The organism is Pseudoalteromonas sp. NH0006-26, assembly GCF_057552415.1.
Map to the genome: position 1 here is coordinate 76586 of NZ_BAAJMJ010000002.1, position 17732 is coordinate 94317.

Below are 17732 nucleotides of genomic sequence, written 5' to 3' on the forward strand. Positions count from 1 at the left end.
GCGTGTTTAGATTAAGCGAACTGTTCAAATAAGCTCTCAGTACTTAACCCTTCTTGTTGCAAAATATCTTTTAACCGACGTAGCGCCTCAACCTGTATTTGGCGAACTCTTTCACGGGTTAACCCAATTTCACGGCCCACATCTTCAAGCGTTGAAGGCTCATAACCGAGTAAACCAAAGCGACGTGCCAGTACTTCGCGCTGCTTAGGATTCAATTCACCTAACCAGTCAATAATATGCGTATTCATATCATTGTTTTGTACTTCACCTTCAGGACCGACATTTTTTTCGTCGGCAATCACATCTAACAATGCACTGTCGTTTTCACCACCAATAGGCATATCTACAGACGCTATTTTTTCATTTAGGCGAAGCATTTTTGTTACATCTTCGACTGGTCTGTCTAAGCTTTCTGCTATTTCTTCTGCGGTTGGCTCATGATCAAGCTTTTGCGTTAGCTCACGGGCTGTACGTAAATAAACGTTAAGCTCTTTAACTACATGAATAGGTAAACGAATAGTACGGGTTTGATTCATTATTGCCCGTTCAATAGTTTGGCGTATCCACCATGTGGCATAAGTAGAAAATCGAAAACCACGTTCAGGATCAAACTTTTCAACCGCCCGGATCAGCCCAAGATTACCTTCTTCAATTAAATCAAGTAAAGCAAGCCCACGATTGTTGTATCTACGCGCAATTTTTACAACTAAGCGTAAGTTACTTTCGATCATGCGTTTTCGGGAGGCTTCGCAGCCTTTCAGCGATTTTCGTGCAAAAAATACTTCTTCTTCTGCACTTAATAGAGGGGAAAAACCAATCTCGCCTAAGTATAACTGGGTGGCGTCGAGGTTTTTAGTGACTTCTTCTTTTACAAATACATCTTCATCTTCCACGTCATCAAGTAACTTCGTTGTCTCCTCTACTTTAGAGTCGTCAAACTTATCATCAGTGGGGGTTTTCTCAGCTTTTGCTACATCAGCCATAAGACTTCTCCTGAGCAAGCTATCAATAACTTTATGATTAAGGTCTGTAGTCGTTTTATTAGCTTTTGCTGTATTAGCCATGAGCCTTCTCCAGAACAGTCAATCAATTCCTTCAGTTCAGGGTAGGTACTTAGCAGGGTTAACAGCTTTTCCTCGATAACGAATTTCAAAACGAAGTGCCGTTACTGAAGACTCTGAATTACCAATTTCTGCTATTTTTTGTCCCGCCTTCACTATTTGCTTTTCTTTCACAAGTAACGTTGAATTATGTGCATAAGCACTTAGGTAATCATCGTTATGTTTCAAAATAATTAAATTACCGTAACCTCTTAGCGCACTTCCCGCGTAAACTACTGTTCCTTTTGCCGCGGCGAGTACGGTAGTACCCTTTTTATTAGCAATCTGTAGGCCTTTATAACCATTTTCCTTGTTAGAAAAGCGTTTTGTTATTTTACCTTTAGCAGGCCAAAACCAACTCAACTTTTTAGTTGAAGAACCTTGAGACTGACTAATTTTTTGGTTAGCTTGTTTTTGAACATACCTACGTTTTTTCGGCTTATCAAGCTCTTTCTTTAATTTTCTGTTACTTTTTTGTAAATGAGAAGGCTTTTTAGCAGCTTTCTTTTTATGCTTTTTTTGTGTAACCCTTGACCTACTTGGTTCTAAAAGGGATACAACCTGACCAGGAACAATAGTGTAAGGTGATGGAATTGAATTATTTTTTGCAAGTTCTCTGAAATCTTTTCCAGCACTAAAAGCAATCGAATAAAGTGTATCGCCTTTTTGTACCGTGTACTTACCACCGTTAATATTAATCCGTGAAGGATAGTCATTAATATTATTATTTAAACTACTTACAGGAGCGGGAACATGGCGAGACGAGCATGCACAAAGCAAAACACTAATAAATAAAGCAACATAACAGCGTATTTGTTTATTCAATGTGTTTTGCCCTCTGTTTTAATATCATTATATTATGGCAATTATCGCAACAATAGGTACGCAACAGCGATTAAAGCAACCACTGCCCAGCCAAGTACTTCAATATATTGACGTAATTTTTGTTCCATTTTAACTCCGCCCCATTTCATTAAAGCAGAAACTAAAAAGAAACGCGCGCCACGGCCAACAGCAGAAGCAATAATAAAAGGTAAAAACGCCATTTGTAATACACCAGCGCCAATGGTGAACACTTTATAAGGAATAGGCGAAAATCCCGCTATAAATACCACCCAAACACCATAATCTTTGAACCATGCAAGCGCCGTATTAAATTTATCTTGCCATTGCATTTGCGCAATAAAGGGCTCTACAACCGGTTCAAACAACCAAAATCCAAGCAGGTAACCTAGCACGCCGCCGAGCACAGACGCAACCGTGGCAAAGCTTGCAAATCGCCATGCCTTACTCGGTTGCGCTAGCGACATGGGGGCTAACATTACATCGGGTGGGACCGGAAAAAATACCGATTCGGCAAAGCTCATTCCTGCTAAATAACGTTCTGCATGGCGGTGTTTAGCCCACACTAGCGCCATATCGTATAACTTGGTAAACAACTTCAAAATGAATTCCTATTCAATATCACCAGGGACTAAAGGTACAAATCTAACTGGCGCAATTACATGCTCTGTAAAGCTATCGCCTTGGCGAATAACCATGGTTAATTTTTGTTCCGCCTCACCAATAGGGGCGAGTAATACGCCTCCATCGGCAAGTTGTGCGAGTAACTCGGGGGGAATGGTGGTTGCCGCAGCGGTCACGATAATGCCATCAAATGGCGCTTGTGACTGCCAGCCTTGCCAACCATCGCCATGTTTCATGGCGACATTGTACAAATCAAGCTGGTGTAATCGGCGTTTAGCTTGCCATTGCAAAGCTTTAATACGCTCTACCGAATATACTTTATCAAAGGTTTTAGCCAAAACCGCCGTTTGATAGCCAGACCCTGTGCCTATTTCTAACACCTTATGTTGTACACCTGCCAATCGCATTAGCTCGGTCATGCGGGCAACAATATAAGGCTGAGAAATAGTTTGCCCTTGCCCTATCGGTAACGCGGTATTTTGATACGCTTTATGCTTGAGTACATCATCAATAAAAATATGCCGAGGAATTTGCGCTATTGCTTTTAAAACCTCTTTATCTTCTACGCCCTCTCGCTGTAAAAGGTCTGAAAGCGCTTGTGCACTGCGGGTATAATTAGCCAGCACGGTTAATCTCCAACTCGGCTAACCATTCTCCCACGGCCTTAATACTGTCTTTAGCGGTCATATCAACGCTTAACGGGGTCACTGATGCATAACCATTATTAATCGCATAAAAGTCAGTACCTTCGCCGGCGTCGCTTTCAAGCCCTAGTGAGCCATACCAAAAAATATCGCGTCCCCATGGATCGGTTTGCTTGGTCATGGTTTCTGCTTTATGACGAGCCCCTAAACGAGTTACCTGAACGCCTTTGAGCTCAGAGAGCGGAATATCGGGAACATTAATATTAATGATCTGATCTTTGGGCAACGGATGCGAGGCTAGTCCTTTAATAATGTTTACAGTAACGGCTGCCGCTGTTTCAAAATGCTCACCATGATGAGAGCACAAAGATACCGCAATTGCTGGTAAGCCTAAATGACGGCCTTCAGTCGCCGCAGCAACCGTACCAGAGTAAAGCGTATCATCGCCTAAATTACCGCCATGATTAATACCAGCAACAACCAAATCGGGTTTTTCATCCACTAATTGATTAACACCTAAGTGCACACAATCAGTAGGCGTTCCGTTTACAGACATAAAACCATTATCGAGCGTTGTGGCACGCAGCGGGTTCATTAACGTCAATGAGTTACTTGCACCACTACAATTTCTATCTGGAGCAACCAGCGTTACCTCAGCGATTTGTGTTAATGCTTGATATAAAACAGCAATACCTTTGGCATTAACACCATCATCATTACTTAATAGAATCTTCATCTGCGTTATCCTTTTCTTTTCGCTCGCGTGGGCTGGCATCAGTATAATCAACCAGTTCGCGTAGTAAAGCCGTTGCAAAACAGCCTTTGGGTAAGCCAAAGCTGAGTTTTAATGTGCGTTCATCAAGTGTTTCTATGCTTAGCTCTTGGGGGATTAAACGCAGCATTCTGCGCTCGTTTTTAAGCCCTAACTCACCTAAGCCATCACACCATGCTTGATACGGTGCCAACCATGTTTTTTCTTGTTCGGTTAAGCCTTTTTCACTTTTGCCCACCATGGGCGCCGACATCATAATGTCGCCAGAGGCAAGCCGTGCAATATTTTCATCACTTATCGCATCTTCAAAAAATGCATTACTGCCACTGAGCATAAATACTTCGCGGTGCATGGTTTTAGCAAGACCATGCTCAGCCACGCGTAAACTAACAATTTGATTAAACACATGTGAACGTGCTGCAGAAATAATAATGCCTCGCAGCTTTTTATCGCGAATACGCTCACCAGCAAACATTTTTTCGGCCATCACTAGGTTGTGCCCATCACGGCCAAAGCGCTGCTCACCAAAGTAGTTAGGCACACCTGCGCGTACTGCGTTTATACGGCACAAAATATCAAGCGGCTCGGTTACATTGCGCAAGGTAATGGAAAATCTATTTCCTTTATGACAACCGGTGCGTAATTTTCGCTCATGACGCTGCTGCGATACTACAAACACGCTTTCGCTATTCAGCTCAGTAAAATCAATATGCTTTTTAATCGGTACTTTGACGCTAAACCACTGCGAGCATACTCCATGACGGTCTTTCATACCGGCATAGCTTACATCACGCGGCGATACACCCGCTTTTTGTGCAATCAGCTTGGCAACATATTGGGTGTTTTCACCCTTTTTAACCACTTGCAAACACACATGTTCGCCACTGCCGGTAAACTCTATACCGAGATCTTCATCAACCATAAAGTCTTCTGCGGTGGTTTTAAAATCAGCTTTGGAAAGCGGCGCACCATATAAATAATTTAATTCGCTCATGCGTTTTGTTTACTCATAATGACCACGGCATGGCTTGAAATGCCTTCTTTTCGCCCCTCAAAACCGAGCTTTTCAGTAGTGGTAGCTTTTACATTTACCTGTGAAAGCTCAGCATTTAAATCACTAGCAAGATTGGTTCGCATTGCTTGAATGTGCGGCAGCATTTTTGGTGCTTGAGCCACAATAGTGACATCCGCATTACCCAATACATAACCCTGTTGCTTAGCTAGGTTCACTACATGGCGAAGTAAAATACGGCTATCGATATTTTCATATTCACTAGCCGTATCCGGAAAATGCTTACCAATATCGCCCAGCGCTAATGAGCCTAAAATAGCGTCACATAATGCATGAATAGCCACATCACCATCTGAGTGTGCTAAAAAGCCTTGTGGATAATCAATTTTTTCGCCGCAGATAGTTAAAGGCCCTTGGCCTCCAAATTTATGCACGTCAAAACCATGGCCTATTCGTATCATGTTGCACTCTCATTATTTTGTTTTTGCAGTAAAAAGCCTGCTAAATCTAAATCTTCTGGGGTGGTAATTTTAATATTATCACTACGCCCTGCTACCAGTTTTACCGGTTTATTTGCCCACTCCATTGCACTGGCTTCATCAGTAATAGTAACGCCGCTGTTAAGCGCATTTTGCAATGCCGTTTTAAGCTCGTCGTATTTAAACAGTTGCGGGGTAAGCGCTTGCCATAAATCGTCACGAGGCACAGTTTGTTGCGCATGGCTTTGCCCTCGTTTTATGGTGTCTTTTACTTGGCTTGCTAAAATGCCGCCTTCATCAGCCTGCATGCACTGTGCTATTAGGCGCTCTATATCAGCAACATCTACTAAAGGTCTTGCAGCGTCGTGCACCAAAACCCAAGTCGGTGGGTTAGCGGCTAAAAACAATAAACTGTTTAACACTGAATCTGCACGCTCTTTGCCACCAGTGGCACGCACAATGCGAGGGTCAGCTAGTGTAAGGTCGTCAAAGTAGGGGTCGGTTTCGCTCAGAGCCACCACTATAGAGTTTAACTGCGGTAACTGCGATAACTTAGCGAGCGTATGCTCTAGAATGGTTTTCCCTGCTAAGGAAATATATTGCTTTGGTGTTGTGTGTTGCATTCGACTGCCAACACCTGCGGCAGGAACAATAGCAGCAATAGTTTGTTTATTTGTCATGGTGTTGAGCCGGTAAAACACGAATAAAGGTTTCGTCCGGTTTAATCATTCCTAATTCGTTGCGGGCACGCTCTTCAATGCCTTCGTGGCCGAGCTTTAAATCTTCTATATCCGCTTTTAATACTTTATTACGCTTTATTAGTTTTTCGTTAGTTTGTTGATGCGATGCCACCGCATTTTTTAAACGGGTGTAGTCTTGCACCCCGTTATGACCAAACCAAAGGCGATACTGGATAAAAAGTGCTAAGCACAACAAGCCAAATTGAAAAAATCGCATTAAACACTCCTTATTTTAATTTTTAATTATCTACTTATGCTAGCGGCCGCTTAACATTGCGCCAATTAATATTGGCAGCTAGTAACATTTCCCGTAATGACAAAACCCGTGGCGTGCTACGCTTTGAAAACTGCCACTGGTGGCCACAACACGCCGCTGCAAGGCTCGTTTTACTAGGTTTAAGCAATTGCGCACTTTGTTGCTCAAGTCCTTGGCCTAAAAAATCAAACCAGCCAAGTTCATTACAATGCAGTTGCGTATCAGCTACTTGATCAATGCTATCTATTCTAACCCGAATTTGACCGTGACTTTGTAATAATACCGGAATTATTAGCCCTACTTTGGCATGCGCTTGATAAAAAAGTTCATTCGCTGCAGGATTAGCCTCTGGCGGTGTAGGTTTTTGTTTTTCAAGCCAGCCTCCATTTTGCGCATCAAGCGTAAAAGGCAATGGTGCATTCGCTACACGTGTTGCGGCACGTTCAATATAATAAGGCAGGCTTTTTAATTGCCTGCGTAAACGGTCACCATTAGGTTCAGCCACTAAGCGCTGAACTTCACGCTGATAAAAAGCATTGCATAATTGTGCGTAAAGCACTTTTTGTGCATCAGTTTGCCACATTTCAACTTGCTGGCTTGTGTTAAACTGCTTATTTTTAGCAACCAATCGCTGTACTCAAAAAAACATTTTAATACTGTTTTATAACACAGTAATGCACAGTTTTTAAGCACTTGTAGTAATTTAAGCGCTTGGCTTTTCACCTAATTTTGCGATACCTGATTCTAAAAATTGCACCATAGTACTTCGCTTTTTACCTATTAATAAGCTGCCATCAGCCAAAAACATAAAGTTTTGCCAGTTACGTTTAAACACATCAAATGTCGTTTCGATAATATTGTCGCGTGCCATGCAAAAATACACTGTGGTATTAGCCTGCCAATCTAAGTGGTTCAAAATAGCATCTGGAAATTGGGGTTCTTCGCTTTCCCACGCATCTTCCCAATTAATTTCTTGGCTAAAGTTTTGCTCTTGCGCGCACCAATCGGTTTTATCAAAAAAGTCTGGATGATCATGTTCGCGACTCACCATGGTTGTCCACAGTACGGCGGCACGCTCGCTGGTCATGGGTTTAATATTGGCTGCATCAATATCTGAAACCGGAATATCTTTGTGGCGAAATACCCAGGCTTTTTTGTAATCATCAAGAGAAATATAATTCATAGTATTGCTGTATTCTTTGGCATAATAAAAAGCGAAGGCAAATTATACAAGATAACAGACTATGACTACAGCACTAAAACTGGGTTTATATCAACACTACAAAGGTCCACAATATAAAGTTATGCATGTGGTGACTCACAGCGAAACCAACGAGCAATTGGTTATTTACCAAGCCTTATACGGTGAATACGGCATATGGGCACGCCCACTAAGTATGTTTACTGAAACCGTAGAAAAAGACGGTAAAACTATCGCCCGTTTTGCCTACCTTGGTGAAGCCGATTAACTATGGCATTATAACGCATAATAATTACTGCTCAGACCAGATAAAGGATAACCCGTGCAATTTAATTCTACTGATAATTACATCGCAAGCTCAGCATTAAAACAGGCAGTAAACGCCGCTATTATGCTGCAAAAACCGCTTTTAATTAAAGGCGAGCCTGGCACAGGTAAAACCATGCTGGCTGAAGAGTTAGCGAAAAGTTTAGATACTGAGCTTATTCAGTGGCATATAAAATCAACCACTAAAGCGCAGCAAGGTTTGTACGAGTACGATGCGGTATCGCGTTTGCGCGACAGCCAGCTAGGTGATGAGCGCGTTCACAATATTAGCAACTACATAGTTAAAGGTAAGCTGTGGCAAGCCTTCATGTACGCTGAGTTAAACGGCAAACGCCCAGTACTGCTTATTGATGAAATAGACAAAGCCGATATTGAGTTTCCAAACGATTTACTGCTCGAACTCGATAAAATGGAATTTCATGTATACGAAACCGGTGAGCGCATTGTGGCTAAAGAGCGCCCTATTGTGATCATCACATCAAACAATGAAAAAGAGCTGCCTGATGCGTTTTTACGTCGCTGTTTTTTCCATTATATTGATTTTCCAAATAGCGACGAAATGCAGCAAATTATTGATGTGCACTACCCGCATGTTAAACAAGATTTAGTTCGCCAAGCGCTAGAAGTATTTTTTAACTTACGCGAAGCCAACGGCCTTAAAAAGAAGCCATCAACCAGCGAATTGCTGGATTGGTTAAAACTATTAATGGCTGAAGACATAGACGCAAAAACCCTGCACGACAAAGCGCAAAAAGGCGGTTTAATGCCGATGTTTGGCGCACTGCTTAAAAACGAGCAAGACATAAGCCTAATCGAAAAACTTGCGTTTATGAGCCGTCGCTAACATGTTGGTACAGTTTTTTTTCACGCTACGTAAATACCGCTTGCCTGTGAGCCTGCGCGAACTACTCGATTTAATTAACGCTTTAAAACAAGGCGTTATATTTGCTGATGTAGACGCGTTTTATCATTTAGCGCGCACTATTATGGTAAAAGACGAAACGCACTTTGATCGATTCGATAAAGCCTTTAGCGATTACTTTAGCGGTATTGCCGACTTAGACCTACTCGAGAGCTTAAAACAACAACACAACTTACCTGAAGATTGGTTGCGTAAAGAGTTTGAAAAGCACCTAAGCGATGAAGAAAAAGCCCAACTAAAAGCCATGGGCGGGCTCGACGAGCTAATGAAAACCCTAAAAGAGCGTTTAGAAGAACAGCAAAAACGCCATGCTGGCGGCAATAAGTGGGTAGGTACAGGCGGCACCTCGCCTTTTGGTGCATATGGTTATAACCCTGAGGGCGTTCGCATTGGTCAAGACGGCAGCCGCAATCGCCAAGCAGTAAAAGTGTGGGATAAGCGCGAATACCGTAACCTAGATTCTGACCGCGAAATTGGCTCTCGTACCATAAAGCTGGCACTTAAAAAACTCCGCAAATTTGCTCGTACTGGCGCAAGCGACACCCTTGATTTAAACGAAACCATACGCGCAACCGCCAAACAAGGTGGCATGCTCGATGTAAAGATGGCACCCGAGCGCCACAACGCGATAAAAGTATTGATGCTGTTTGATATTGGCGGTTCAATGGATGACTACATTCATACCTGTGAAGAGTTATTTAGCGCCGCCCACAGTGAGTTTAAACATTTAGAGTTTTACTACTTTCATAACTGTTTATACGAACACGTTTGGCAAGATAACCAACGCCGCCACTCAAACGTTATTGACACCATGACACTCATCAACAAGTTTACTAGCGACTACAAAGTTATATTTGTTGGTGATGCCACTATGGGCCCATATGAAATTGCCTACCCTGGCGGCTCAGTAGAACATTGGAATGAAGAACCCGGCAGTGCGTGGTTAAACCGAATCACAAATCACTTTGATAAAGTCGCGTGGCTCAACCCACAACCGGTTGAACACTGGCCGTACTATCAATCAATTGATTTTATAAAGCAGCTGATGGATAACAGAATGTACCCACTAAGTTTAGATGGGATAAGTAGAGCGATAAAAGAGCTGAGTTAAATATTAATTTACGACAGCTCAGCGCTAGCAGCAGAGCTTCGGGCGTGAACCTATAACTTTGTTGGGTGGCGCCTCCGGCTTAACCAACCTACCTTTTGACGTAGGTCGGATAAGTGGCGAAGCCACGTCATCCGACAAAATGATGGATATACCAGAAACAATCCGACGTACCGCGTTAATTGTATGCAAGCCAAACTCCTCTCATACTTGTGGTTATTTAGAAATAGTAGTTTCTTTTATGGTCGTAATTTTTAAGTTATCTTTAACTCTTTAAACTCTTCATATATTTTAAAGACTTCACCTATTATTGAATTACGTTTAGCTCCTAGGAGCTTTGGCATCCTATGAAATAGTGATCCTCTTCGTTTGTAATCCAAGCCAGGATAGTGCGATATAAACTCGTTTTTATTATTAACTACGTAATCACACTTTATTTCTGAGCTACTCATTTTTGTAACTGTATTGATATAAAAATCAGCTCTCAACTCGTAATTAAGAATTGCGTCCCTTAACTCTTCTAAAATACAAATCAAACGTTTAGTTTTAGTGCCTAGTAATATTTCTAAGTATGTACTCATAGAAAAAATATTAGCTGAATCTGTACTTGGCTGATGCTATCGGATAGAAACTTCTTCTTCAAACAGCTTTAATTTATTCTCAAGCTCTTGGATTTCATGGATTACTCCGGGTCTTTTTAAATCTTCTTTAACTTTACGATCCAACTTAGCAAATAGTAAATAAGCCTCATCGGACATCTCAAGAACAAAATTAGGCAAAGATTGTACCTGTGTACTGAAAAACTCTCTAAACTCTTTAACACCTTGATTATGCCTAAATAATATAAATTCTCTTACAGCAACAAGAGCAGCTATAACTGTAGCCATTCCACCAGAAAAGCTTCCAAAGCTTGCTAAAATATTACTGGACTCTCCCTTTGCTGATAAAATTATAAATAAGCCGTATAAAAGAATTGCTATTGAAAGCCACAGAGCAAACCAAAAAAATAATGTATATAAAATCGACCTACTTTTACTTTTAGACGCTTGAACATTTAACATTTCCCTTAGATGCAATCTTAGTAACATAACATGATCTCGGTTCCACTTCATGGAGCTAAAGTGTCAAATATTGACTTCATGCATCATAATTTTTGACTATCGACTTCACAAACTGAACCGCCATACAGATAATATATACGTCCTATGACTATGAAACCTTACTTTCTCGTTCATTTTTACTCAAAGCGCTTTACTCATAAATAAGCTATATGGATCTAGCTCATAATTCCAAAACGGTTCGCACTCTTTAAAACCAAACTGAGTATAAAGCTTTTGCGCGGGTAAAAATGCTTTTGCAGTGCCGGTCTCTAAGCTTAACTTTTTATAACCTCGCAAGGTCGCTTGCTCAATAATATGAGTGAGTAACTTAGCCGCTATGCCTTGGCGTAAATAGTTACTTGAGGTACGCATTGATTTAATTTCGCCATGAGTTGTATTGAGCGCTTTTAATGCGCCAACACCCGCTAAATTATTATCAACCCATAAGCTATAAAAGGTTACATCGAGTTGAGTGAGTTTACTCACATCAAGTGCATGTACGCTCTCAACAGGTGAGTGCTTTAGCATATCGTTATGATGCGCTTGTAGTAACTTTATAACGTGTGGGTTTGAAAGCTCGCCTGTTCTAATATCCATTTATGCCTCATTTAATTTTAGACTTTAGGGCTTTAATTAGGCTGCTAGTTTCCAAACCACAAACGCTACAGCAAAACCAACCAAGTACACCAAACCCAACCAGGTTAAGCTACGCAAAAGTAGACTGTGTTTAATCGCAGGCTCTGAGCGAACTAGGCTGAAGTTAAGCCATGCAAAAACCGGTGTGGTTACAAACGCAAGCGTCATGGCAAAGGTAAGCATGGGCCCAAGAGCTGATTTAAAAAATAAGATCACCGCCATACCGGTCAATGCTTGTAATATAAGCCACGTATTTAAGCTGTGTTTTGATTGCTTAAAACCAAGAAGTTTATGCGATTCGTTAAGTGTGCGGGCGTAACCGTCAAGCACGGTGAGTGTGGTGCCAAACATACACAAAAACGCGATGGCAGATACCAAAGGCCTTGCCCACTCGCCAATAGTAAGTGCATACATATCAATCAGCTGTTTAGCAAAGGCTACACCGCCAAGCTCTATATTACTGCTTTGCCCATATTGCACTAACGCACCTAAACTAAAAAATACCAGCGCAAGCCCGGCGGTTAACCAATAACCTACATTAAAGTCGAATAAGCCTTGGCTTTTAGTCACACTTTGCTGAGCTTGTTTTTCTTTAAGCCACAACGAGCTCAGAGCCGAAATTTCAATAGGCGCTGGCATCCAGCCCATTAAGGCAACCATAAAGCCCAATATTGCAAGTTCATATGGTGAGGGACCAACATAGTTTACAGACGCTACAGGGCCGTTATTTATAGCAATAACTAATGCGGTTATGGTTGCTATAGTAAGTAGCCCCATAATAGCTTTTGCAACGTTATCGAGCGCTTTAAAGTGCCCTAGTAATAATATAATTAAACACACAGCCAATATTAACCAACACAACAAGGTAACAGGAATGCTAATAGGTAATGCGTAGTGTAATAAGCTCGCTGTGAGCAGCAACACACCAGCGGTGTTTACCACTGCGGCGATAATATTGAGGGCAATAAAACTATAAAAATAGCCAGGCCCTTGGTTTTTATACCCTTCGACTAAACTATTTTTAGTAGCGAGTGTGTATTCCATACCAAAACGAAAAAACGGGTACTTTAAAACGTTAACCAATACAATAAGCCAGAATAGCTGCCAACCAAATAATGCACCAGCTTGAGTCGATGCAACTAAGTGTGAGCCACCAATGGCAGCGGTGGCCATTAAAATACCTGGGCCGAGCGCCCCTAACCTAGACTTCCATGTGCTTTGTGTGTACTGCATTAACTTCTCAAATTTGGTGTGTTATGTGATTTTATTATTAATTTTTATCATTAATAAACTGTGTGAATGCATAACTTACCTAATTTACAGGCAATAAAAAAGAGCCCTTAGGCTCTTTTTAAAAATAACACATTGTTAGTTATTAATTTAAATTCATCTCTTGGATGATTTCGTGTGCTATTTCAGGTGTGGTACTTACAGGCTTTTCATGTAAGTTCGCTTTTATTTGCCCTTTACGATGCTTTAGTGCGGCATCGAGTTTTTTAGCTGCGCTGGAAATGGCTGGGTACATAACCTCGTTTTCCCCTTTAACCGATATTCGCGCACCTTCATAATTTGTACTAATTTCTGCTTGGAACTTGTGATGCTCTTTTGAAAGAATAATGTCGAGCGCTATCAATGATGGAAAATGACTCTCAATTTTAGAAAACTTTTCGTTAATGTGTTCTTTAATAGAATCAGTAACGTCAACATGGTGACCAGAAAGATTAATTTTCATAGGGTATCCTTTTTTATGTTACCTCATACTTAGTATTGGGGGCTAAACGAATTAACACAAGAGAAAATAGCTAAATTTAGCAATTATTTATTACCGCACCTGATTTAGATCATTCATTTAGCATTAAGTATGCAAAAAGCCGCGTGATAGCGGCCTTTCAGATGTGCTGATAATTTAATCAACTATATATTTATTCGGTGTATGAACAACAGTAATCTGCAAAGTCAGCGACTTTTACTTGGAATTTAACATTAGCATCTACGTTAAATGATTCACCTGCCGACATTGTTTGCCATTCAATCTCACCTGGCAGTAACACTTCCCATTGGCCGCCATTTAATTCCATCAATTCTTTTTTACTGGTTGCGAATTCAAACTCACCGGGTTGCATAAAACCTAATGTTTTTGTACTGCCATCACCAAATACCACGGTACGACTCGATACTTTACCGTCAAAATATACGTTGGCCTGTTTAACGACACTTACATTATCAAACTGAGACATCCTCACTCCTGTTTATTTAAGTTTATAATTTTAATTATGCTCACAGTGCCTGATACGAGAAAGGCTTGCAAGTTAAGTGCTTTGAAAATTACTCATTTAGAAGCCAAAAGGTTAAAAAAATAACGATTTTATAGGGAAATTTGCTTCGAGCAACGGGCTACGAGCTTCGAACAGATCTTTTGGTAATTTATGCACAAAGAGGACGAAGAGACGCTGCGCTTTAGAGGAAGTGATAAAAGTATAACTCATAAAAAAGCCCGCCCTGTTTACACTGCGCGGGCTTTTAAATGTTAAAGCAGTTGCTTAAAACAATGCGTTTGCTTTGTTAACGATGTTTTCTACGGTGAAGCCGAAGAATTCAAATAGCTCGTTAGCTGGAGCTGATTCACCAAAAGTAGTCATACCGACTACAGCACCATTTAGGCCGACGTACTTGTACCAGTAATCAGCAATACCCGCTTCAATCGCTACGCGACGTGAAACGCTTGCTGGTAATACGCTTTCTTTGTACTCAGGCGATTGATCTTCAAACGCATCAGTACACGGCATAGATACAACACGTACTTTTTTACCCTGCGCACGTAGCTCTTTCGCAGAGTCTTGCGCTAGTTGTACTTCAGAGCCGGTAGCAATAAGAATAAGCTCTGGGTTGCCGTCACAACTTAGGATGTAACCACCCTTTTTAACGTCGCTTAATTGCTGTGCATCACGTGCTTGTTGCTCTAAGCCTTGGCGAGTAAAGATTAATGATGTAGGACCGTCTTTACGTTCAATAGCTTGTTGCCACGCAATTGCCGACTCAACTTGGTCACATGGGCGCCAGTTGTAAAGGTTAGGCGTTAAACGCATGCTGGCAATTTGCTCTACTGGTTGGTGAGTTGGACCATCTTCACCTAAACCAATTGAATCGTGCGTGTATACAAAAATGCTTGGTTGCTTCATTAATGCAGCCATACGTACCGCGTTGCGTGCGTATTCCATAAACATTAAGAACGTTGCACCGTAAGGAATAAAGCCCTTATGAAGTGCAATACCGTTCATAATTGCCGACATACCAAACTCACGTACACCGTAGTAAATGTAGTTACCACTTGCATCGTCTGCCGTTAAGCCTTTAGAGCCATCCCAAATTGTTAAGTTTGAACCTGCTAAATCGGCAGAGCCACCCATAAACTCAGGTAGTAACGGACCAAACGCGTTTAATGCATTTTGTGATGCTTTACGTGATGCTGGGTTTGCTGGGTTTGCTTGTAACTGCTCAATATACGCTTGTGACTTTTCAGCCCAATCAGCGGGTAAATCTGAATTTGTACGGCGTTTGTATTCTGCTGCTAGCTCTGGGAAGGCTTGCTCGTATGCGGCAAATTTTTCATCCCAGCTTGCTTCAAGCTGTTGGCCTTTTTCTTTGTTATCCCACTGTGCGTAAATGTCAGCAGGGATTTCAAATGCATCCCCCGTCCAACCTAAGAACTCGCGAGATGCTTTAATTTCGTCATCACCTAGTGGTGCGCCATGACAGTCGTGGCTACCTGATTTATTAGGTGAGCCATAACCAATTACTGTTTTACAACAAATTAGCGTTGGTTTGTCGGTCACGCTTTTTGCTTCGCTAATTGCAGCACTTACAGCATCGCTGTCGTGGCCATCAACGTCGCTAATTACATGCCAGCCGTATGCTTTAAAACGTGCAGGTGTGTCATCACTAAACCAGCCTTCAACTTCACCGTCGATTGAAATGCCGTTGTCATCCCAAAATGCGACTAACTTGCCTAGGCCTAATGTGCCAGCAAGCGAACAGGCTTCATGAGAAATACCTTCCATTAAACAACCATCACCCATAAATGCGTAAGTGTGGTGATCAACAATGTCATGGCCTTCACGGTTAAATTGAGCGGCTAATGCTTTTTCAGCAATTGCCATACCTACGGCATTTGTGATCCCTTGACCCAATGGACCCGTAGTAGTCTCGATTCCTGGCGCATATCCATATTCTGGGTGGCCTGGCGTTTTGGAGTGCATTTGGCGGAAGTTTTTAATTTCGTCCAGTGGTAAATCATAACCACTTAAATGCAATAGAGAATAAATTAGCATTGAACCGTGACCATTTGAGAGTATAAATCGATCTCGGTCAGCCCACTCTGGATTTGTTGGGTTATGTTTAAGATAATCGCGCCATAATACTTCTGCGATATCAGCCATGCCCATAGGGGCTCCAGGGTGACCAGATTTGGCCTTTTGTACTGCGTCCATTGACAAGACGCGAATAGCATTTGCAAGTTCTTTGCGAGATGGCATGAATTCTCCTACCTTTATATGTATTTGCGCGGGTATTTATATACCTCCATTCTTACTTATTGTAGGGGCTGTGTGCAATTAAAAACCCATAAAAATAGGACATTATGAATATTTTTTAAGAACCATTTACTATTAGATATTTTATTTAGACGTCTAGGCGTAAAAAAACTATGCAAGTTCGCTTGTTTTAGATAAAATACGCGCCTTAATTTTTTAGCGCTAATACCGACGTTTGTGAAGCGCAATATTTGTGAGCATAATTACAATGGCAAAACATTTATTTACTTCTGAATCTGTTTCTGAAGGTCATCCGGATAAAATCGCCGATCAAATTTCTGATGCGGTACTTGATGCTATCCTAGAGCAAGACTCTCATGCCCGTGTAGCGTGTGAAACTTACGTTAAAACCGGTATGGTTATGGTTGGTGGTGAAATCACGACTAGCGCATGGGTTGATATCGAAGAAATTACACGTAAAACAGTACGTGAAATTGGTTACACACACTCAGATATGGGCTTTGATGCCGATTCGTGTGCAATTTTAAACACTATTGGTAAACAGTCTCCAGACATCAACCAAGGTGTTGATCGTACAAGCCCTGAAGAACAAGGTGCTGGCGACCAAGGCTTAATGTTTGGTTACGCATGTAACGAAACAGAAGTATTAATGCCTGCTCCAATTACTTATTCTCACCGTTTAGTACAACGCCAAGCACAAGTACGTAAAAGCGGCGAGCTTAACTGGTTACGTCCAGATGCAAAATCACAAGTTACATTTGCATACGAAAATGGCAAGCCAGTAGGTATTGATGCCGTTGTACTTTCTACTCAGCACAGCGAAGATGTATCGCAAAATGACTTAGTAGAAGCTGTAATGGAAACAATTATTAAGCCAGTACTTCCTGCTGAGCTTATTACTAGCGCAACCAAATTTTTCATTAACCCAACAGGTCGTTTTGTTATTGGTGGCCCAATGGGTGACTGTGGTTTAACTGGTCGTAAAATCATTGTAGATACATACGGTGGCATGGCTCGTCACGGTGGTGGTGCTTTCTCTGGTAAAGATCCATCAAAAGTTGACCGCTCAGCGGCTTATGCTGCACGTTACGTTGCTAAAAACATTGTTGCTGCAGGCCTTGCTGATAAGTGTGAACTTCAAGTGTCTTACGCTATTGGTGTTGCAGAGCCTACTTCTATCAGTGTTGAAACATTTGGCACAGGTAAATTAGAAGAAGCGCGTTTAATTGAACTTATTCGTGAACACTTTGACTTACGCCCTTACGGTCTAATTCAAATGCTTGACCTTGAGCGCCCTATTTACCTTCCAACAGCAGCTTACGGCCACTTTGGTCGTGACGAATTCCCATGGGAACGCACAGATAAAGCAGACGCACTTCGCGCAGCAGCTGGTCTATAAGCCACTTAGCTAGTATTTA

Annotated in this window: 21 protein-coding genes; 4 read left to right on the forward strand and 17 right to left on the reverse strand. The window is 41.6% G+C overall.

Features of this window, described 5'->3' with window-relative positions:
* Positions 1-11 precede the first annotated feature (11 nt).
* The 11 genes from rpoS to AC27JR_RS03080 all read right to left on the reverse strand — a co-directional run bounded on the left by rpoS (position 12) and on the right by AC27JR_RS03080 (position 7653).
* Positions 12-983: an RNA polymerase sigma factor RpoS gene (gene rpoS / locus AC27JR_RS03030; RefSeq protein ID WP_131691925.1), complete on the reverse strand. Its 972-nt coding sequence runs from the start codon at positions 981-983 to the stop codon at positions 12-14.
* A gap of 117 nt (positions 984-1100) precedes the next feature.
* A complete protein-coding gene (locus AC27JR_RS03035; protein WP_290218466.1) occupies positions 1101-1925 on the reverse strand; it encodes a peptidoglycan DD-metalloendopeptidase family protein in 825 nt (274 codons plus the stop codon).
* A 41-nt stretch (positions 1926-1966) separates the two neighbouring features.
* Positions 1967-2545, reverse strand: a complete 579-nt coding sequence (locus AC27JR_RS03040; RefSeq protein WP_008464217.1) for a YqaA family protein — start codon at positions 2543-2545, stop codon at positions 1967-1969.
* A gap of 9 nt (positions 2546-2554) precedes the next feature.
* On the reverse strand, positions 2555-3193 hold the full coding sequence (locus tag AC27JR_RS03045) for a protein-L-isoaspartate(D-aspartate) O-methyltransferase (RefSeq protein ID WP_008464221.1): 639 nt from the start codon (positions 3191-3193) through the stop codon (positions 2555-2557).
* Positions 3183-3947 carry a 5'/3'-nucleotidase SurE gene (gene surE, locus AC27JR_RS03050; protein WP_008464222.1) on the reverse strand — a complete coding sequence of 255 codons (765 nt, stop codon included), beginning with the start codon at positions 3945-3947 and terminating at the stop codon, positions 3183-3185. Before surE ends, AC27JR_RS03045 begins: the two co-directional genes overlap by 11 nt.
* Complete coding sequence (gene truD / locus AC27JR_RS03055; protein WP_487172751.1) at positions 3928-4977, reverse strand: tRNA pseudouridine(13) synthase TruD; 1050 nt, start codon at positions 4975-4977, stop codon at positions 3928-3930. The genes surE and truD overlap by 20 nt, the downstream gene beginning before the upstream one ends.
* The gene (ispF, locus tag AC27JR_RS03060; RefSeq protein WP_013465671.1) at positions 4974-5456 is read right to left on the reverse strand and encodes a 2-C-methyl-D-erythritol 2,4-cyclodiphosphate synthase; all 483 of its coding nucleotides are present in this window, start codon (positions 5454-5456) and stop codon (positions 4974-4976) included. Before ispF ends, truD begins: the two co-directional genes overlap by 4 nt.
* Positions 5453-6154 carry a 2-C-methyl-D-erythritol 4-phosphate cytidylyltransferase gene (ispD, locus tag AC27JR_RS03065; protein WP_487172752.1) on the reverse strand — a complete coding sequence of 234 codons (702 nt, stop codon included), beginning with the start codon at positions 6152-6154 and terminating at the stop codon, positions 5453-5455. Before ispD ends, ispF begins: the two co-directional genes overlap by 4 nt.
* Positions 6144-6431 carry a cell division protein FtsB gene (gene ftsB / locus AC27JR_RS03070; protein ID WP_008110330.1) on the reverse strand — a complete coding sequence of 96 codons (288 nt, stop codon included), beginning with the start codon at positions 6429-6431 and terminating at the stop codon, positions 6144-6146. The genes ispD and ftsB overlap by 11 nt, the downstream gene beginning before the upstream one ends.
* Before the next feature lie 34 nt (positions 6432-6465).
* On the reverse strand, positions 6466-7098 hold the full coding sequence (locus AC27JR_RS03075) for a hypothetical protein (RefSeq protein ID WP_008464230.1): 633 nt from the start codon (positions 7096-7098) through the stop codon (positions 6466-6468).
* Positions 7099-7173: 75 nt separating this feature from the next.
* Positions 7174-7653, reverse strand: coding sequence for a DUF2947 domain-containing protein (locus AC27JR_RS03080; protein ID WP_008464232.1), 480 nt, complete (start codon positions 7651-7653; stop codon positions 7174-7176).
* Positions 7654-7714: 61 nt separating this feature from the next.
* Here AC27JR_RS03080 and AC27JR_RS03085 point away from each other — a divergent pair, with 61 nt between their 5' ends.
* Genes AC27JR_RS03085 through AC27JR_RS03095 form a run of 3 tightly spaced genes read left to right on the forward strand, consistent with a single transcriptional unit; the run spans position 7715 to position 10031 of the window.
* Positions 7715-7939 (forward strand): DUF1653 domain-containing protein, encoded by a 225-nt coding sequence (locus tag AC27JR_RS03085; protein WP_487172753.1) that lies wholly within the window; start codon positions 7715-7717, stop codon positions 7937-7939.
* Positions 7940-7993: 54 nt separating this feature from the next.
* Positions 7994-8842 (forward strand): AAA family ATPase, encoded by an 849-nt coding sequence (locus tag AC27JR_RS03090; protein WP_008464234.1) that lies wholly within the window; start codon positions 7994-7996, stop codon positions 8840-8842.
* Position 8843: 1 nt separating this feature from the next.
* On the forward strand, positions 8844-10031 hold the full coding sequence (locus tag AC27JR_RS03095) for a vWA domain-containing protein (RefSeq protein ID WP_487172754.1): 1188 nt from the start codon (positions 8844-8846) through the stop codon (positions 10029-10031).
* Between the two features lie 614 nt (positions 10032-10645).
* Here the strand turns inward: AC27JR_RS03095 and AC27JR_RS03100 are convergent.
* The 6 genes from AC27JR_RS03100 to tkt form a co-directional block, all read right to left on the reverse strand.
* The gene (locus AC27JR_RS03100; RefSeq protein ID WP_487172755.1) at positions 10646-11089 is read right to left on the reverse strand and encodes a hypothetical protein; all 444 of its coding nucleotides are present in this window, start codon (positions 11087-11089) and stop codon (positions 10646-10648) included.
* A 180-nt stretch (positions 11090-11269) separates the two neighbouring features.
* Positions 11270-11725 carry a GNAT family N-acetyltransferase gene (locus AC27JR_RS03105; RefSeq protein ID WP_487172756.1) on the reverse strand — a complete coding sequence of 152 codons (456 nt, stop codon included), beginning with the start codon at positions 11723-11725 and terminating at the stop codon, positions 11270-11272.
* A 36-nt stretch (positions 11726-11761) separates the two neighbouring features.
* Positions 11762-12997, reverse strand: coding sequence for an NRAMP family divalent metal transporter (locus AC27JR_RS03110; RefSeq protein WP_487172757.1), 1236 nt, complete (start codon positions 12995-12997; stop codon positions 11762-11764).
* Positions 12998-13139: 142 nt separating this feature from the next.
* Positions 13140-13496 (reverse strand): ribosome hibernation-promoting factor, HPF/YfiA family, encoded by a 357-nt coding sequence (gene hpf / locus AC27JR_RS03115; protein WP_487172758.1) that lies wholly within the window; start codon positions 13494-13496, stop codon positions 13140-13142.
* Between the two features lie 190 nt (positions 13497-13686).
* Positions 13687-14001 (reverse strand): pyrimidine/purine nucleoside phosphorylase, encoded by a 315-nt coding sequence (gene ppnP / locus AC27JR_RS03120; protein WP_076918334.1) that lies wholly within the window; start codon positions 13999-14001, stop codon positions 13687-13689.
* Positions 14002-14304: 303 nt separating this feature from the next.
* Positions 14305-16296, reverse strand: coding sequence for a transketolase (tkt, locus tag AC27JR_RS03125; RefSeq protein WP_487172759.1), 1992 nt, complete (start codon positions 16294-16296; stop codon positions 14305-14307).
* Between the two features lie 265 nt (positions 16297-16561).
* On the opposite strand from tkt, the gene metK reads away from it, so the two are divergent.
* A complete protein-coding gene (gene metK / locus AC27JR_RS03130; RefSeq protein WP_013465687.1) occupies positions 16562-17713 on the forward strand; it encodes a methionine adenosyltransferase in 1152 nt (383 codons plus the stop codon).
* Positions 17714-17732: the final 19 nt, after the last annotated feature.

Coding starts and splice junctions, on each gene's coding strand:
- tkt (WP_487172759.1), bottom strand. CDS start 16,296: ATGCCATCTCGCAAAGAACTTGCAAATGCTATTCGCGTCTTGTCAATG.
- hpf (WP_487172758.1), bottom strand. CDS start 13,496: ATGAAAATTAATCTTTCTGGTCACCATGTTGACGTTACTGATTCTATT.
- rpoS (WP_131691925.1), bottom strand. CDS start 983: ATGGCTGATGTAGCAAAAGCTGAGAAAACCCCCACTGATGATAAGTTT.
- metK (WP_013465687.1), top strand. CDS start 16,562: ATGGCAAAACATTTATTTACTTCTGAATCTGTTTCTGAAGGTCATCCG.
- AC27JR_RS03105 (WP_487172756.1), bottom strand. CDS start 11,725: ATGGATATTAGAACAGGCGAGCTTTCAAACCCACACGTTATAAAGTTA.
- AC27JR_RS03095 (WP_487172754.1), top strand. CDS start 8,844: ATGTTGGTACAGTTTTTTTTCACGCTACGTAAATACCGCTTGCCTGTG.
- ftsB (WP_008110330.1), bottom strand. CDS start 6,431: ATGCGATTTTTTCAATTTGGCTTGTTGTGCTTAGCACTTTTTATCCAG.
- AC27JR_RS03085 (WP_487172753.1), top strand. CDS start 7,715: ATGACTACAGCACTAAAACTGGGTTTATATCAACACTACAAAGGTCCA.
- truD (WP_487172751.1), bottom strand. CDS start 4,977: ATGAGCGAATTAAATTATTTATATGGTGCGCCGCTTTCCAAAGCTGAT.
- ispD (WP_487172752.1), bottom strand. CDS start 6,154: ATGACAAATAAACAAACTATTGCTGCTATTGTTCCTGCCGCAGGTGTT.
- ppnP (WP_076918334.1), bottom strand. CDS start 14,001: ATGTCTCAGTTTGATAATGTAAGTGTCGTTAAACAGGCCAACGTATAT.
- surE (WP_008464222.1), bottom strand. CDS start 3,947: ATGAAGATTCTATTAAGTAATGATGATGGTGTTAATGCCAAAGGTATT.
- AC27JR_RS03100 (WP_487172755.1), bottom strand. CDS start 11,089: ATGTTAAATGTTCAAGCGTCTAAAAGTAAAAGTAGGTCGATTTTATAT.
- AC27JR_RS03110 (WP_487172757.1), bottom strand. CDS start 12,997: ATGCAGTACACACAAAGCACATGGAAGTCTAGGTTAGGGGCGCTCGGC.
- ispF (WP_013465671.1), bottom strand. CDS start 5,456: ATGATACGAATAGGCCATGGTTTTGACGTGCATAAATTTGGAGGCCAA.
- AC27JR_RS03080 (WP_008464232.1), bottom strand. CDS start 7,653: ATGAATTATATTTCTCTTGATGATTACAAAAAAGCCTGGGTATTTCGC.